The organism is Alistipes sp. 56_sp_Nov_56_25 (assembly GCF_001915285.1).
GTDB classification, from domain to species: Bacteria; Bacteroidota; Bacteroidia; order Bacteroidales; family Rikenellaceae; genus Alistipes; species Alistipes shahii.
This window is the reverse complement of the sequence record NZ_MNQF01000004.1, coordinates 1-16,250: the sequence shown is the minus strand read 5'-3', so window position 1 is coordinate 16,250 and position 16,250 is coordinate 1. Positions and strand designations below refer to the sequence as shown.

Annotated in this window: 13 protein-coding genes and 1 pseudogene; 10 read left to right on the top strand and 4 right to left on the bottom strand. The window is 50.7% G+C overall.

The features are described from left to right. Position 1: 1 nt before the first annotated feature. From BHV64_RS02870 to BHV64_RS02830, 9 genes are all read left to right on the top strand, one after another. Positions 2 to 808: a glycogen/starch synthase gene (locus BHV64_RS02870; protein WP_015547005.1), complete on the top strand. Its 807-nt coding sequence runs from the start codon at positions 2 to 4 to the stop codon at positions 806 to 808. Then, on the top strand, positions 792 to 2,462 hold the full coding sequence (locus tag BHV64_RS02865; protein ID WP_288115547.1) for a DUF4270 family protein: 1,671 nt from the start codon (positions 792 to 794) through the stop codon (positions 2,460 to 2,462). Before BHV64_RS02870 ends, BHV64_RS02865 begins: the two co-directional genes overlap by 17 nt. A 78-nt stretch (positions 2,463 to 2,540) precedes the next feature. Continuing rightward, positions 2,541 to 4,838: a type I DNA topoisomerase gene (gene topA, locus BHV64_RS02860; RefSeq protein ID WP_138265788.1), complete on the top strand. Its 2,298-nt coding sequence runs from the start codon at positions 2,541 to 2,543 to the stop codon at positions 4,836 to 4,838. Positions 4,839 to 4,940: 102 nt separating this feature from the next. Continuing rightward, on the top strand, positions 4,941 to 6,149 hold the full coding sequence (locus BHV64_RS02855) for an aminopeptidase C (RefSeq protein WP_022061682.1): 1,209 nt from the start codon (positions 4,941 to 4,943) through the stop codon (positions 6,147 to 6,149). 414 nt (positions 6,150 to 6,563) lie between these two features. Further along, positions 6,564 to 8,192 (top strand): tetratricopeptide repeat protein, encoded by a 1,629-nt coding sequence (locus BHV64_RS02850; protein WP_019150834.1) that lies wholly within the window; start codon positions 6,564 to 6,566, stop codon positions 8,190 to 8,192. A gap of 259 nt (positions 8,193 to 8,451) precedes the next feature. Continuing rightward, positions 8,452 to 8,847 carry a hypothetical protein gene (locus BHV64_RS02845; protein WP_178846880.1) on the top strand — a complete coding sequence of 132 codons (396 nt, stop codon included), beginning with the start codon at positions 8,452 to 8,454 and terminating at the stop codon, positions 8,845 to 8,847. Between the two features lie 141 nt (positions 8,848 to 8,988). Next, positions 8,989 to 9,609: a tail fiber domain-containing protein gene (locus BHV64_RS02840; RefSeq protein ID WP_227901104.1), complete on the top strand. Its 621-nt coding sequence runs from the start codon at positions 8,989 to 8,991 to the stop codon at positions 9,607 to 9,609. Between the two features lie 16 nt (positions 9,610 to 9,625). Then, complete coding sequence (locus BHV64_RS02835) at positions 9,626 to 11,428, top strand: S8 family peptidase (protein ID WP_018695190.1); 1,803 nt, start codon at positions 9,626 to 9,628, stop codon at positions 11,426 to 11,428. Between the two features lie 58 nt (positions 11,429 to 11,486). Next, positions 11,487 to 12,281, top strand: coding sequence for a class I SAM-dependent methyltransferase (locus tag BHV64_RS02830; protein ID WP_019150831.1), 795 nt, complete (start codon positions 11,487 to 11,489; stop codon positions 12,279 to 12,281). Here the strand turns inward: BHV64_RS02830 and BHV64_RS02825 are convergent. From BHV64_RS02825 to BHV64_RS02815, 3 genes and pseudogenes are all read right to left on the bottom strand, one after another. Continuing rightward, the gene (locus BHV64_RS02825) at positions 12,274 to 12,747 is read right to left on the bottom strand and encodes a hypothetical protein (RefSeq protein ID WP_018695192.1); all 474 of its coding nucleotides are present in this window, start codon (positions 12,745 to 12,747) and stop codon (positions 12,274 to 12,276) included. The genes BHV64_RS02830 and BHV64_RS02825 overlap by 8 nt on opposite strands. Positions 12,748 to 13,121: 374 nt before the next feature. Then, a pseudogene (gene mobB, locus BHV64_RS02820) lies at positions 13,122 to 14,181 on the bottom strand (conjugal transfer protein MobB). Positions 14,182 to 14,327: 146 nt separating this feature from the next. Then, positions 14,328 to 14,747, bottom strand: coding sequence for a mobilization protein (locus tag BHV64_RS02815; RefSeq protein ID WP_018695194.1), 420 nt, complete (start codon positions 14,745 to 14,747; stop codon positions 14,328 to 14,330). Between the two features lie 457 nt (positions 14,748 to 15,204). Between BHV64_RS02815 and BHV64_RS02810 the strand changes: the two genes are divergently transcribed. Further along, entirely contained in the window at positions 15,205 to 15,723 is a 519-nt protein-coding gene (locus tag BHV64_RS02810; RefSeq protein ID WP_018695195.1) for a DUF3408 domain-containing protein, read from the top strand. A 256-nt stretch (positions 15,724 to 15,979) separates the two neighbouring features. Here the strand turns inward: BHV64_RS02810 and BHV64_RS02805 are convergent. Next, a partial coding sequence (locus tag BHV64_RS02805; RefSeq protein ID WP_288115545.1) for a tyrosine-type recombinase/integrase occupies positions 15,980 to 16,250 on the bottom strand: 271 nt, incomplete at its 5' end.

Below are 16,250 nucleotides of genomic sequence, written 5' to 3'. Positions count from 1 at the left end.
CATGGCAAGCAAGATTCTGTACGTGTGTCAGGAGATCACCCCCTATCTTCCAGAAACGGAGGGTTCCCGGCTTTGCCGTGCGCTGACGCAGGCAATGCAGGAACGCGGGAACGAGATCCGCACCTTCATGCCCCGCTACGGCTGCATCAACGAGCGCAGGCACCAGCTGCATGAGGTTATCCGGCTGTCGGGCATGAACCTCATCATCGACGACAACGACCACCAGCTGATTATCAAGGTGGCGTCGATACCCGCGGCGCGCGTACAGATTTATTTCATCGACAACGACGACTACTTCTCGCGCAAGGCGGTGCTGACCGACGGCGCGGACAACTACTTTCAGGACAACGACGAACGGGCCATCTTTTTCGCCCGCGGCGTACTGGAAACGGTCAAGAAACTGCGCTGGACCCCGACGGTGGTGCACTGCCACGGCTGGTTCACGGCCGTGGTTCCCGTTTACCTGAAACGGATCTTCGCCGACGACCCGATCTTCCGCGACGTCAAGGTCGTGGTGTCGCTCTACGGCGACGGCTTCTCCGGGGAACTCGATCCCGGATTCGGCGCCAAGATCGCCGGCGAAGGCGTCAAGGACAAAAATCTTGCGATTCTCGACACTCCGTCATACGAAAACCTCTGCCGCTTCGTTATGGAATATGCCGACGGAGTGGTTGCGGCATCCCCGGATGTCGACCCGAAAGTATTGGACATGGCCCGCGCGAGCGGAAAGCCGATGCTCGAATACCAGTCGCCCGAGGCAGAGGACTTTTTCGATAATTACAACCGATTCTATGAAGCGATTCAATAACTTCCGCCGCATGCTGCTCCCCGTTGCAGCGCTGGCTGCCGCGATAGGACTGACCCTCGGGGGCTGTACCAAGGTGGACGATACGCTGGGCGGAAACCTCATCCCCGACAACCAGCAGATGAGGGCGGGATACGTTCAGCTCCCCCGGGCCGACGAACTGAACCCGAAGAAATACGTCGAAACACGCCTGTTCCAGACCGATTCGATCGTCAGTTCGAACATCACCTACGGCTACATGGGTTCGATGCTCAACGACACGCTGGGGCACCGTTCCGCGGGATTCCTTTCGCAGATGGTCAACTATTACAAGGTCGATTCAGGCTATTTCGGCTACATGCCGATCTTCGACTCGGCGCAGATCTTGCTCAAGGTGACCAGCTTCGGCCGCGACTCGGTGACCGAGCAATCCTTCGCGGTCTACGAGGTCGTCAGCAACAAATACCTCACCGAGAAACCCATAGCGCCCAACAAATCGCAGCGCGACTCGACCTTCTACCTCAATTTCGACCCCGTGGCGGAAGGCGTCTACAACCCCGACGAGCCGCTCTTCACCTTCACGCTCGGCGGCGAGGGCAAATACCCCTCGACCACGTCGGCCGTGACGTTGGAGCCGACCGAAGCGGGTAAAAAATACATCCGCCGCCTGATGCTTCAGGAGGGCGAGTATGCCGGCGACTACTCGATTTACAGCGCCGACAGCCTGAAATACTGGGTCGAGGCGTTCAAGGGACTTTACATCGCCCCGAACCCCGAGAAGCCGCTCACCGAGTACGGCAAGGGAACGATCTTCGCCACGGAACTGACCTATTCGGGCCTGTCGGTCTACGGACGTAACCGCGTGAAGGACGACCCCTCGCTGATCAAGGACACGATCGGCATGGTCTACTACTTCTACAAAGACGGCGCGGAATTCGGCAGCGTCTCGGTAAACAACGTCAAGCACGACTACGAGGAGGCCACGATCGCCCGAAGGATAAACATAGAGGAAGCCCGCGAGACGGCCGAGAACCGGCCCGAAAATCCCCTCGTCTATGTCGAGGGCATGGGCGGCGTGGTGACCGAGATGACCTTCAGCCCGGAGTTCTTCGCGGAGCTGGAGGCGGAGATCGCCAAGGGAAATGTCGACGGCAAGAATTTCAAAACACTCGCGTTCAGCCAGGTACGCATGTCGATCTACTTCAACGACAGCGACTACGAGTGGGAGAAGATCGCGGACGGAACGGCCGGCGACATCCTGCGCATGACCGACCAGATGAACGCATACCCGGCGCGGCTGGGCATGTACACCAATTACAAGACGCTGACGCCGATTTCGGACTACGCCTACATCTACGAGCAGAACTACGGTTCTTCGGTAACGCTCGCCTACAACGGCAAGATCAACCGCAGCCGCGGCTGCTACGTAATGGACATCACGGGCTACATGCAGCAGCTCTGGAACAGTTACATGGAAGCCAAGGCAGATGCGGGCGGCGAGGTTGCGAACATCGACTGGGACAAAGTCAAGAACCGCTCGGTATACATCGGACCCGAAGCGTACGGCCTCTACACGACCTCGTTCGGCGTGTTGCAGGGCATGCCGACACAGGCCGGGACTGCCGAACCGAACAACGCCCCGATCCGTTTCAGTATGGCGTACAACCTAATCAAGTAAACAACAGATAACCCCTTTTGCGGAACCTAAGTGTAATGCTTAGGTTTTCGCTTTTCTGAAAAAGCCATCAAAACAGCAATGCAGGAAAATTTAGTAATCGTAGAGTCCCCCGCCAAGGCCAAGACCATCGAGAAGTTTCTCGGCAAGGACTTTATCGTAAAATCGAGCTTCGGACACATCCGCGACCTTGCGAAGAAGGATCTCGGCATCAATATCGGAGAAGGCTACAAGCCCGTATACGAAATCCCCGGCGACAAGAAGAAAGTGGTCGACGAACTCACGAAACTGGCCAAGTCGAAGACCGTCTGGCTCGCCTCCGATGAGGACCGCGAAGGAGAAGCCATCGCATGGCACCTGACCGAAGTGTTGGGTCTCCCCGTCGACCGGACCAAGCGCATCGTCTTCCACGAAATCACCAAGCGGGCGATTCTGGAAGCCATCGAGAAGCCGCGCACGGTCAATATGGACCTGGTCAACGCCCAGCAGGCACGCCGCATCCTCGACCGGCTGGTCGGCTTCGAGCTGTCGCCGGTGCTGTGGAAGAAGGTACGTCCGGCGCTGTCGGCAGGCCGCGTGCAGTCGGTCGCCGTGCGCCTGATCGTGGAGCGCGAACGCGAGATCATCGCCTTCCGCTCGGCAGCCTATTTCCGTGTCGTGGCCCAGTTCTACGCCGCCGGAGACCCGGAGAAGACGCTCTTCAAGGCCGAACTTTCGTCGCGTTTCGAAACCGAGGCGCAGGCCGAAACCTTCCTGCAAAGCTGCATCGGCGCCACATTCACGGTGGCCAAGGCCGAGGAGAAACCCGCACAGCGCTACCCCGCGCCGCCGTTCACCACCTCGACGCTCCAGCAGGAGGCGGGCCGCAAGCTGGGCATGTCCGTATCGCAGACGATGTCCGTCGCGCAGCACCTCTACGAGCAGGGTCTGATCACCTACATGCGTACCGACTCGGTGAACCTCTCGCAGCAGGCGCTGGCCCAGTGCAAGGAGGAGATCACGAAACTCTACGGCGAGAAATATTCGCGCTGGTTCAACTACAAGACCAAGACCAAAGGTGCGCAGGAGGCCCACGAGGCCATCCGCCCGTCGTACATCGAGCGTCAGGAGATCGAGGGCACGCCCGCCGAGAAGAAGCTCTACGACCTGATCTGGAAGCGCACGGTCGCCTCGCAGATGGTCTGCGCCGAATTGGACCGCACGACCATCACCATCGACATGTCGGGCAGTTCGAACCAGTTCGTCGCACAGGGCGAGGTGGTCCGTTTCGACGGCTTCCTGCGCCTCTACTCCGAATCCACGGACGACGACCAGGCTGCCGAGAGCGGCGAGGGGCTGTTGCCGAAACTCACGGCCGGCGACCGGGTCCTCCCGTCGCAGATCACCGCCACGGAGCGCTTCACCTCGGCTCCGGCGCGCTATAACGAGGCCTCGCTCGTCAAACGCCTCGAAGAGCTGGGCATCGGCCGTCCTTCGACCTACGCCCCGACGATCACCACGATCATCAACCGCGGCTACGTCGTCAAACAGAACAGGGACGGGCAGAAGCGCAACTACGCACAGCTGACGCTCACGGGCGAAAAGATCGCCTCGAAGACCCTCTCGGAAAACTACGGCAAAGAGAAAAACCGACTTTCGCCGACCGACATCGGCATGGTGGTCAACGATTACCTGGAGGAGCAGTTCGGCCCGATCATCGACTACAACTTCACGGCCAGCGTAGAGAAGGAGTTCGACCGCATCGCCGAGGGCGACATCACCTGGGACAAGATGATCGACGAGTTCTACGGTCCCTTCCACAAGATGGTCGATTCGGCCATCACGACGCAGACCGCCAAGACGCGCGAAGTGCGCATTCTGGGCAACGATCCCAAGACGGGGCACATCGTGAAGGCGCGCATCGGCCGTTACGGCCCGATGGTCGAGATCGAAGGGAACGAAGGCGAGAAGGGACGCTTCGCGTCGCTCAAAAAGGGCCAGCTGATCGAGTCGATCACGCTCGAAGAGGCGCTGGAGCTTTTCGCCCTGCCCCGCGACCTGGGACAGCTGGACGGCGAGGAGCTGATGGTCGGCATCGGCAAGTACGGACCCTACGTGCGCTACGGAAAGTCGTTCGCGTCGCTGGCAAAGACCGACGACCCCTACACGATCGGCTACGACCGCGCCGTTGAGATCGTCCGCGCACACCAGGCGGCCGCGGCCGCGGCCAACACGCCGCTGAAGAGTTTCCCCGAAGATGCCGACATGCTCGTCAAGAACGGCCGCTACGGACCCTACATCGCCTACAAGGGCAAAAACTACCGCCTGCCGAAGGGAGCGAAGCCCGAGGAACTCACCCTCGACGACTGTCTGAAGATCGTCGCAGGATCGAAAAAGTAACCGCCCCGGACAAGAGGGGAAGGGTCTGGCCGCGAAACGGAAAACCGTACCGGGACTGCGAAACGACCCGCAAGAAAGCAAACACCGAAAACCGAACGATTGATGAAAAAACCGATTCTCGCCGCACTTGCGCTCTGCTACGCACTCGGAGCCGCGGCACAAACGCCCGACACGGCCGCCCCGGAAGGCTACCGTTTCACCGACGTCAAAATCCTGCCCGTCACCCCGGTCAAGGACCAGAGCCGCAGCGGAACCTGCTGGTGTTACTCGACCCTCTCGTTCCTCGAAAGCGAAATCCTCCGCGCCGGAGGTCCCGAACTGGACCTTTCGGAGATGTGGATCGTGCGCAACATCTACTTCGAAAAGGCCGTGAAATACGTCCGCCTGCACGGCTCGCTGAACCTCGCCGTCGGCGGACAGGCCCACGACGTGCTGCACGGCATCGAGGCGTACGGCATCGTCCCCGAGGAGGTCTATCCGGGACTGAACTACGGCTACGACAAACCCAATTTCGATGAGATCGACGCCGTGATCAAGGCCTACGCCGACGCGGTGATCAAGGCCGGCGGGAAGCGCAGCGACAGCCGCCTCACGACGGCCTGGCAGGCCGGGCTGAACGGCATCCTCGACGCTTATTTCGGCCCGATGCCCGGGAAGTTCACCTACCGGGGCAGGGAGTACACCCCGGCGTCGTTCGCCGCGTCGCTGCCGATCGACCTCGGCGACTACATCGAGTTCACCTCGTTCACCCACCACCCCTTCTACACGGAGTTCGCCATGGAGGTCCCCGACAACTGGAACTGGGACAAGGTATGGAACGTGCCCCTGGACGAGTTCATGCAGATCATCGACAACTCGCTGGAGAAGGGTTACACGATCTCCTGGGGAACCGACGTGAGCGAGAAGGGGTTCAGCCGCACCAAAGGTCTGGGCATCGTCCCTGAAGCCGACCTCGAAGGCATGCAGGGAACCGAAGCCGAGAAGTGGGGCAAACTCACCCAGAAGGAGAAGGACGAGGCGCTCTACAAGTTCGACAAACCCGGCAGGGAGCGCACCGTCACGCAGGAGCTTCGCCAGAAAGGCTACGACAACTACGAGACCACCGACGACCACGGCATGCAGATCGTGGGCACGGCCACCGACCAGAACGGAACGCCCTACTACAAGGTCAAGAACTCGTGGAACACGACAGGTCCCTACGACGGCTACTGGTATTTCTCGCGCCCGTTCGTCGCCTACAAGACGATGACCGTGCTGGTCAACAAAAACGCCGTTCCGAAGGCGATTCTCAAGAAAATCGGCGTCAAATAGACCGACGATCCCCGCAACGACAAAACAGCCCGGCTCCTGAGAGTGTGGGATTAAAGTGATGTAACGACTTGATTTATCGGGTCGTTACATTTTTGTATAGGGATAATAGGTAACGAAAAGGCAACGGTTTATTTTCAGCTTCTTGCGCTCAAATACCGCATTTCAAATAACCTACTGCAAGATACGAAAAATTTTTGGAATTGGCAAATCAAACAATGCATCGAAAACATTCTAAGATTCACCTCTTTATGATTTAAGTTCAAAAGCAAGAAGAAAGGGCCTCACGTAAAGTATAGGTTCTTGCGAATTTATGCCTCTTCCAGAACCTTCAATATATATGCCACGTTAATTTTGTCAAATACCAGTTAAGTCGGTATTTTTTCGTATATTGGATAATAATTATTTGGGCTGTTTATGAAACGATTTATTTATGTTTGCGCCTTTTTTCTATGCTTGTGTTCATGTTCCGAGAGCAAATACATAGCCGAAGAACTAGAACGCACGCAGGAAATAATTAACGATTACCCAGACAGTGCGTTACACTCCTTGCAAGCTATCGTCCCCGGCAGTATTCGCAAAAAATCGACTAAAGCACATTATGGGCTGCTTTATTCGCTGGCGTTGGATAAAACAGGACAAACCATAGATACCGATTCGATGCTCCGTCCTGCAGTAAACTATTTCATGCGCAAAGGCACGAACCGACAAAAGTTCCTTTCTTGGTATTGTCTGGGGCGCATGGAATACAGCACAAATAATTATCAGAAAGCAACCGAATCATATCTTAAAGCGTTGGAGTATCGGGATATAATAGATGATCCTTACCTAATCGGAGTATGTAACTTCGTGTTAGGAGAATTGAATTTGAAGCAGAATAATTATCAAAGGGCTTTGTTTTATTATCAAGAAGCCTACGAAAACTATCAGGCTGCAAATAAAACCAAACACCAAGTCAGCGCTAAAATTGCCATTGCCGCTGTTTACTACATGGAGAACGAAGACGACAACGCGCTCCGGGATTATCGAGAAGCATTGAATCTATCCGAACAATTCGGGTATAAGGATTTTCAGGTGTACTGCCTGCGTTGTTTAATCGGGATTCTTTCGAACAAAGGCGTAACCAACGAAACCAACGATTATGTAGGCCGTTTTCTCCAGTTGTCGGATGATTTATCGCCGAATGATTGCTGTGTTTTGGGGGAATATTATTTGCGTATCAATAAACCGGACAGCGCCGAATATTATTTGAACGCAGCGATTTCAGCCAATATTGGAGGGCCGCGCGAAAACGATGCGGCAGCTAAAATTCTCCTTGCCGAAGCCTATACGCTAAATGAGGATTACCGAGCGGCCTGCTATATGCAGAAGGAGTGTCTTGCTTTATGTGATTCGATACATTTAAGCTATATGAATAATTCTGCGGCTGAAACCGAACTGCGATATAAAGACGAACGCTTGGAATTTGAACGCTATCGCTCCAGTGTAAGACAAAATGTAATTTATATTATCGCTTTGGTTTCAGTCATAGCGATCTGCGGCATTATTTATATCTTCTACCGCAGAAATAAGATGCAGAAACAAAGAATCGAGGAATATCTGACGCTGATTGAAGAACTAAATAAGACCAAATTGCAAATACCCGATGCCGCAAAAATTAGTGAACTGCTTAATACGCGCTTTCAAGTCCTGAAAGAACTTGCAAAAACCTATTACGAGTTTGAAAATTCCCCGGCTCTTACCAAGAAAGTCAAAGGCATTTTATCCGAAAAGATTTTGGATAAAACGATAATATCGGATTTAGAGAATACCCTAAATCAACAATACGATAATGTGATTTCTAATTTCAAGTCCGAATATCCGAAAATCAAGCCATGTTTCGTGGAATTGCTATGCCTGCTCTATGCCGGATTTTCACCGCAACAGATAAGCGTTATTACCAATGAAACGCTAAAAACAATATACATGCGGAAGTTCCATTTGAAAAAGAAAATAATAGCTTCGCATATTACAACCAAAGATGTGATTCTCAATATTATTTCGTAAATATCAGATAATCAATATTTTTGCCAGCAAAACTTGTTGACAATAAAGATTTGCTGGTAATTTGCTGATTTAGAGCATATTAGAGCAAGGCCCGAAAACTGAAAAATTTTCGGGCTTTTTGATGTGTATAATAGCCTGTATTTCAGGCAGGAATTCTCCTTGTTTGAAAAATTTTTAGCGGCCCTTATTTTTTGGGTTTCGGGGACATTTGCTCTAATTTTGAAATACACAAATATCTCACTCTAAATCGAATAAACTTATGAAAAAATTATCTTTTGCAATGTTCGTAATTGTAGGTTTGTTCATGCTGTTTTCCGGCATCCATTCAGTATATGGTGGCGGCAAGCAGCAAGCAAAAGAAGCGGTTATCGTCAAGCAGGTAAAAGTCGGCGGCGGCCCCGTTTGTCTATCAGAAAACACACCGCTTGTATTCTATGATCGTTCGATGGATATAATAGAGGTCATTTTTACATCGGGCACAGAGAGTAAAACGGGACTGTTGGTAATTTCCGGCAACTATGGTCAGGTTACAGAACAGTTCGACCTTTTCAACGGGAAAAGCATCATTCCGATCCCCGAACTGGAACCGGGATTTTACACGATCGAACTGTCGATAGACAAAAATATTTTTGCAGGTGATTTATTCATCGAATAACACAATGTAAGACAAAGAAAGGGAGGACAGAAGTAGCTACTAGTCGTATTGTCAGACTGCTAATCCACCATATTCCAAACTCTCTAGTGCAAGTCTTTATTACACACACAAAAATTCACTACTAACTTAAACTTCAAGGCCATGAAAAAAGTATTAGCATTAATTGTATTGTGTTTCATCGCATTTAATAGCCATGCACAATTAAGATATCAGAATGGTTATTTGGTTTATAACGCTATGGAGCGTTATAACGGATATATGACTAATTGGGAGGGTTGGGCACATTGTTGGAAATTCGGCGATCGGATGATAAAATTCGACCTCGGCCCCGCAGATTCGCGCGTTTCCAGCAACTCCGACAAACTCGTACTCTACGATACGGAGAATGGCGGTTTCATCGACCTGTACGCCCGTAACGTCTATACGAACTCCGATGCCGCTTCGAAAACTAATATCCAGTCGTTAGGTAACGCAATGGCAACCCTTGCGCAACTGCGTCCCGTATCGTTTGAATGGGCCGATAAGGCGCATTATTTCAAGACCAGCCGACGTTCGACGGGTATTTCCAATCCCAAAGAAATGGGATTCATTGCCCAAGAGATCGAGCAGGTACTTCCCGACATCGTGGCCGTGGATTGCGAGGGCCACCGCGTCGTAAATTACAGCGCATTGATTCCTCTGCTTACCAAGTCGATTCAGGAGCTTAACAGCCAGATCGAAACTCTGAAAGCAGAAATCGAAGCGCTCAAATCCGGAAAATAATTAAACGCCAATTATTATGAAAAGAATACTGAATATAATCGGTATTTTCTTTCTGTCGATAATAGTATTCACCAGTTGCCAGAAGTCGCCGGAAGAACTGAACGAGGGTTCTCCGCAAACGAGGGCCGCGGGTGTAACTGGAACCTATTATTGGTATAACGGAGAGAAAATTTACCTGACCCCGAAAAATGATAAACAGTTCATCCTTTTTAAAACATCGGATGCCAATAGTTTATCATCGCTCTTTACAGCGTCCGCACCGGGCACAAGCAAGGCGGAAACTTCTATGCAGAAAGTTGTTCTTTCATCTCATTTGGAGCCAATCGACGAAAACAACTCTTTGCCTGCGGAGGATTATAGTTGGGCTACGATTTCCACAAATGATTTAAACGCAGCGAAATCATCAGCTATAATTTATTCTGCCCCCTATTTCACGTTACCCGACGGAAAAGAAGCGGGATTGAGCCATCTATTTTATGTAAAAGTGAAATCTATAAAAGATTTGCGTACTCTCCAACAGTTCGCCGAAGAAAACAAAGTGACGATACTCGGCAGAAACGGATATATGCGTGACTGGTACACGCTTTCCTGCACCAATGAATCCGCAGGCAATGCGTTGGACATGGCTAACATATTTTATGAAACCGGGCTTTTCGAGGCTTGTCAGCCGGATTTGATGTGTGACGATGACTTATATGCCGTGGTAAACGATCCGCTTTACAGTTCGCAGTGGCATTTGAAAAACACGGCGACCGCTGGAGTAGACATTAACTTCGAAAACGCGCGGGCAGAAAGTTTAGGATCTGAAAACATTATTGTCGCTGTTGTCGATCATGGAATACAGTTAGATCACCCCGATTTGAATGTCCACACAATCAGCTACGACAGTGAAACCGGAACTCGTCCGAGCAAGGTTTATGGCACTCATGGGACTAATTGTTCTGGATTTATCAGTGCTAAAACCAATAATGGAATCGGCATCGCTTCAATAGCTCCTAACTGCAAACTGATGTCTATAAGTAATACGCTTATGGGAAATCCCGACAGTCGGCAGAAAAGGGCCGATGCAATCAATTTTGCCTGCAATAATGGCGCTGCCGTTATTTCGAATTCATGGGGTTCTTCGGTCAAATACCAAGTCATTGACGATGCTATTTCCAATGCGTTGAGAAACGGACGTTCGGGAAAGGGGTGCGTCGTTGTGTTTGCATCAGGCAATGATTATCAATCGACCGTTGGTTATCCGGCAAATTGTAATCCCGAAGTTATAGCGGTGGGTGCAATCAGCAGCAGCGGTATGCGGGCATCGTTCAGCAATTATGGTTCTGCTCTGGATGTTGTTGCACCGGGTGAGGATGTTATTACAACCACCACTAATAGCGGTTATTCATCCGCCATTAGCGGGACTTCGTTTGCTTGTCCGCTTGTCGCAGGGGTTGCCGCATTGGTTCTTTCCGTAAATCCGGATTTGACGCAAAAGCAGGTTGCGGATATTATCGAAAGTACGGCTAAAAAGTGTGGCAACTATTCCTATACGACCCAATCGGGCCACACCAACGGAACTTGGAACAACCAAATGGGCTATGGTTTGGTAGATGCTTACGCCGCTGTTATAAAGGCAAAAAACACAGGTTCTACCGTCTATTTCAACGACAAGACGGTAACAACCGATACTGTTATTTCGGGTGATGAGATTTCCGCGACGAACGTAACCGTTAAGAATAATGCCAAGCTGACGTTTACCAACGCCAAGAGCATTATTATCACACAACCTTTTACCGTCGAACTCACTTCGTCATTAGAACTTTCCTTACAGTAATTTTTACCGATAAGGCGGAGAATCGGATTCTCCGCCTTTGTTTTTTCAAATTTCCACCATGCAAACACGCCATCAGGATCGTTCCGCCTACTTTGAAGAAACAGCAACTTCCTGCCGGAACTATTATCTCCCTTACATTGAACAGCACACATCCTTGAAATTCGGCCGTAACTGCCGGGTAATGGAGGTCGGTTGCGGCTTTGGCGGCATTCTTTCCATTTTTGCGGCAAAGGGGGCCACGGTAACAGGAATAGATATTCATAAACCGTCAATCGAAACCGCAAAGACACTTTTCGCCGAAAGGGGGTTGAAAGGGACGTTTATCTGTTCGGACATTTTCGATTACAGCGACACACAACCTTACGACCTGATTATCCTGCACGATGCGTTGGAGCATATTCCCGAAAAAGAGCGGTTGATGTTGCATTTAAAATCCTTTTTGAAAGCTGACGGCCTTTTGTATCTGGGATTCCCCGCATGGCAAATGCCGTTCGGGGGACATCAGCAAATGGCGAAGAACCGGATTATCGCCAATTGTCCTTACATCCACCTGTTGCCCCGATCTCTTTTCCGTTTCGTGTTCAGGGCATGCGGCGAAAAGGAAAGTACTGTGAAATGTTTTTTTGAAATTCGGGATACGCGCATCACTATCGAGGGTTTCCATAAATTAGTAACGGCAACGGGATTACGTATAGTGAATCAGCGGCTATATTTCATAAACCCGAATTATCAAGTGAAATTCGGATTGAAACCGCGCATACTATCTCCAGTTATCGGGAAAATACCTTATGTGAGAAATTTTTTCACGACGACCTGCTACTATCTGCTGGCAAAGCAGGAGGAGGCTAATTAATCTCCAGATCGAGCGATATTTTCGCTTCGCTCGGAACAAACGGAACCAACTGCGCTACACGCCATTTCGGGGCTTCGGTGGTGTCGTTCAGCAGAAAAGTTACGGAATATATATATTGAGCATCCGCCTTTACAAAGTTTTTTTTGACGCTTTCGATTCCGTTTGTGGCCTGTCCTGCAACCAAAAGGAGCGTGTTCTTTTCGAAGTCTATATCTTCGGGCAATTTGTCGTTGGGAAATATAAAATCCGCCAGTTCCGCTTGGCTGCGAATCACGATCAGTTGATTGGCGGGCGTTTCAGCCCAGTTCCAAAGAGGATTCAGCGTATAATCGGCGCAGGACAAAGTAGTAGCGTTTCCCTGCGTATTATCATCTGGGGTATCAGTCTTTGTTTGATTCATCTCCACGGACGTACAACCCGTCACGGTAAACAGAGCCATTGCGATAAGACAAATGATCTTTTTCATAGCTTTGGTTTTTCAGTTTGACGATCAAATAGCGTTCCCGATTTTTATTTCGGCACAGCATCCTTGCGCATATCGTCTGAAATATAAGGTATTCATTTACAAAGATAAGAATTTTGGATAAGAAACAAACTATTTAAATAAAAAGCCGGACTTTATGGCTCCTGTTTGACATTATTATAGCGACTTCCACATAACGAAAACAACTGCGTCAATCAATCCTCTTCCTTTCGAAGGATTCGACATTGACATTGAAAATACGCCCTTCATATCTGATGCTCGACATCATATATCCCGTAATGTGAGGCATGCCGTGATTAAAATGAATGATGCAACCCTGTGAACATATCATATAATTTTTAATACATCTATATCCCTTACTTATGTGATCTCCGTTTTTTTCGCCGTTGTATCAGCCGTTGCTGTTCTTCATAAGCCCGCGTGTCGGCCAAATCCAATACCGTATCGACAATGCCAGAAATAGGATTGGCGGCATGGTTTTGCTCTTCGTGTTTCTGTTCCGCTTGTCGTTCTGCAACCTGCCGCACCTCTTTCGGAGCCGGATACAATTCGTTGAAGACATTCGCCGAAAACTCTTTGCCCAATACCGACCCGTTGGCAACGATACCTTTGTTATGGTCAATGAAAGTCACGCCATAGATTCTGCCGACCGGGTTGATGCGAAAGATCGCGTCGATGTTCTCCGCTTTGAGCAACTGCCGAAACTCGTCCCGTGTATTGTTCGGACTCATAGCATCTTTGACCGTTTGCCGCAGCTGGTCGAGTGTGCCTTCTTTTTTCAGTTTTATTTTCGAGTTTTCATAATACCTTTGAAGGGCTTTATAACCTACATCTTTCCCTATTTTGCTCGATTTGAACGGCGTGCCGATTCCATATCCGTCGTCGGTCAGGGCACCGTAGATAATCCCCGCATAATTTCTGCCGTCGATAGTTCCCGTACGTTCTTCGACCGAAATATTGAAGCGTTCCAGCAGCGTGCGAAACTCTCCGTAGGACGAGCATTTGTAATTTCGCAGGCACGACCGGACGACGGACGAGATCCGTTGCTTGACATTCCCCTCGGGATAATTCACTTTCCGCAGGCCCTCCCTGTCCGTCAGTTCCTGCCCCTTGACACTCGGCTGCAGGCCGTATTTACACTCCAGATCACGCAATATCTCCATCGAACGTCGGGCCTCGAAATCATGCGGGAGTTTGCGGCCCTGCTCATCGACGCGCAGCGACACGATATGGAGATGCTCTCTGGAAATGTCCTTGTGCTTGAAAACGATATAAGGCTGTTCGCCGTAACCCATGCGTTCCATGTACGGCGATTTTCCGGAGCTGTTCGTCTGTCAGCCTGTCCTCCGGTGAAGGGTTCAGCGAGGCATGGAAAACCGTGTTCGTAGTCCTGCGGTTGGCTTCGAGGTACGGCATGAAGCTCTCCATGCAGACGTCAATATCAAGGCGTCCGCATTTATCGTATGGTTCGAGCATCTTCTGCCAAAGCAGCACCTCGGCTTCATCCTTATCCACTTTCTCCTTATTGTAGTATAACGCTCCACCGGGCGAGGAGCCCGATCTTATATTCGCAACCATTCCTTAGCCTGTTTTGTGAGGTTCAGAATCTCGATGCTCAGGGCCTTCAACTCGCGGGTTCGCTGCTCCAGCATAGCGATCTGATGCGGGATAGCAACGTTAGAAAAGTGCGCGTTGATGGCTTTTACAATCTGGTTATAGTTGTTCCCGAGCTTTTGAAATTGGAAATAAAAGTCATTCAGACGGGCAATAAACTGCACTTTCGAAGGGTCGCGTTTAACGACAACGAACTCCTCGCCGAAGATGCGTTTTACGATAAATCGGCTGCGGTTATGCTCCAATCCCGCCTTACAAAGCATCTGCTTAAAGCGGATATTCTCTTCCGTGGTGAGTTTGAAATTATACCTGTGGATTCTGGGATCTGTCGTTGTCGGGCGTCCGATCCTCTTTTTTGTGGTTGTCATCAGTCTGGTAGTTTAAGTGGCGTGACTCGGGAACGCCACCCGGCCTCGCAGAGCGAGCACCTTTCGTATGCCGAAAAACTTTTCGGCATACAAAGGTACAGCTCGCTGTTTCTTTGCAGAAACAAAAATCCGCGCCGGAGAATTTCTATCGAAAGTTTGAAAACTCCTCCGTTACGGCTTCCGGGGACGGGTCGGTTCCCGGTGCAATATTACAACCGTCCGGGCGCAAAAAAAAGCCATCGGTGCGGACTGGAGCGGTCGTGAGCGGACATCGGAACCGAGGTATTTCAGTCGGTTGTATCTTGCAGCATGAAAGGTCGGTTTTCTTATTCCGGTCATTATCCCGATATAAACCGCATGAAACGGAAAACGGTATTTTGAATGGTTTAAAACATAAAACCGGACATACACGCTTTACGACAGTATAGCTAACAATCAATCTCAAAAACGTTGCACCATGGATTCATTGAAAGAAACAGACAAACCTGCACCCAATCCTTCTAAACATCCCCGTATCGAAGTCGACGAGGAGCTGATGCGTCAGATGATCGCCGGACAGGCCCCTTTGGATTCGAAAGTCGTCCGCAGGATTCCCGAACCGGAAGAGGAAGATACGGACACTCCTGAGGGAAACACATCGGAAACGGTATCCGGAGTATCGGCACCGACTGCTGAAAAAACAGACGTCGGCACCCAAACGACTCCCGTAAAGGAGTCTTCCGGATTCCGGCGTAAAAAGATCGCGCTGCCGGATTTCGAACGCACGTTCTTCGCGTCGGTGGATTGCCGTAACCGCTCGGCGATCTATGTCAGTACCCGAACCAAGCACAAAGTGTCGGAAATACTCCACCTGTTGGGTGATGACACGACAAGGCTTACGGCTTTGGCCGACAATATGCTGCGCTTCGTAATCGCAATTTACAGCGACGAGCTGAATTATCTCCACGAAAAAAAGAACAACAGACGACCGTTTTGAACAGGCAATGCAATGACCGGTTACTTCGGGCTTCTGATATGCGTGCTGCGGAGCAGCCGCCCGTTGGGTAGCGTCCGGGGCGCAGAAAGTCGCCTATTCCGACGGTAGCGGCCAGCAAAATGCCGGAGATGGAAATCCGCAAGGCTCGCCTTTCGGGCGATTCGCATGGCCTTGCGGATTTTCAGCTCCGGTGTTTAATTCCCTGCCGGCGGAAATAGGGAATATTAGATATACGATATTCCGGGATAACGCCGGGTTATTGAGCAATCTTGAAGACGCTGTCGAGTTTTTCGCTCAACGCCGCCATATCCTGCCCGATTTTGTCATTGGTAATTTGGGCGTAGATTTGGGTCGTGGTGATATGTTTATGTCCCAGCATCTTGCTGACCGTTTCCAGAGGTACGCCCTGCGTAAGCGTGACCGTTGTGGCAAAGGTATGCCGCGCCATGTGGATCGTCGGGTTGAACGACAGACCAGCATGTCTGGCAACATGACGTAACGACATGTTCAGTGTTTTATAAGTGCCT

Bases quoted from the DNA above. Each gene is read 5' to 3' on its own strand.
- BHV64_RS02870 (WP_015547005.1), top strand. From the start codon at position 2: ATGGCAAGCAAGATTCTGTACGTGTGTCAGGAGATCACCCCCTATCTT.
- BHV64_RS02865 (WP_288115547.1), top strand. From the start codon at position 792: ATGAAGCGATTCAATAACTTCCGCCGCATGCTGCTCCCCGTTGCAGCG.
- topA (WP_138265788.1), top strand. From the start codon at position 2,541: ATGCAGGAAAATTTAGTAATCGTAGAGTCCCCCGCCAAGGCCAAGACC.
- BHV64_RS02855 (WP_022061682.1), top strand. From the start codon at position 4,941: ATGAAAAAACCGATTCTCGCCGCACTTGCGCTCTGCTACGCACTCGGA.
- BHV64_RS02850 (WP_019150834.1), top strand. From the start codon at position 6,564: ATGAAACGATTTATTTATGTTTGCGCCTTTTTTCTATGCTTGTGTTCA.
- BHV64_RS02845 (WP_178846880.1), top strand. From the start codon at position 8,452: ATGAAAAAATTATCTTTTGCAATGTTCGTAATTGTAGGTTTGTTCATG.
- BHV64_RS02840 (WP_227901104.1), top strand. From the start codon at position 8,989: ATGAAAAAAGTATTAGCATTAATTGTATTGTGTTTCATCGCATTTAAT.
- BHV64_RS02835 (WP_018695190.1), top strand. From the start codon at position 9,626: ATGAAAAGAATACTGAATATAATCGGTATTTTCTTTCTGTCGATAATA.
- BHV64_RS02830 (WP_019150831.1), top strand. From the start codon at position 11,487: ATGCAAACACGCCATCAGGATCGTTCCGCCTACTTTGAAGAAACAGCA.
- BHV64_RS02825 (WP_018695192.1), bottom strand. From the start codon at position 12,747: ATGAAAAAGATCATTTGTCTTATCGCAATGGCTCTGTTTACCGTGACG.
- BHV64_RS02815 (WP_018695194.1), bottom strand. From the start codon at position 14,747: ATGACAACCACAAAAAAGAGGATCGGACGCCCGACAACGACAGATCCC.
- BHV64_RS02810 (WP_018695195.1), top strand. From the start codon at position 15,205: ATGGATTCATTGAAAGAAACAGACAAACCTGCACCCAATCCTTCTAAA.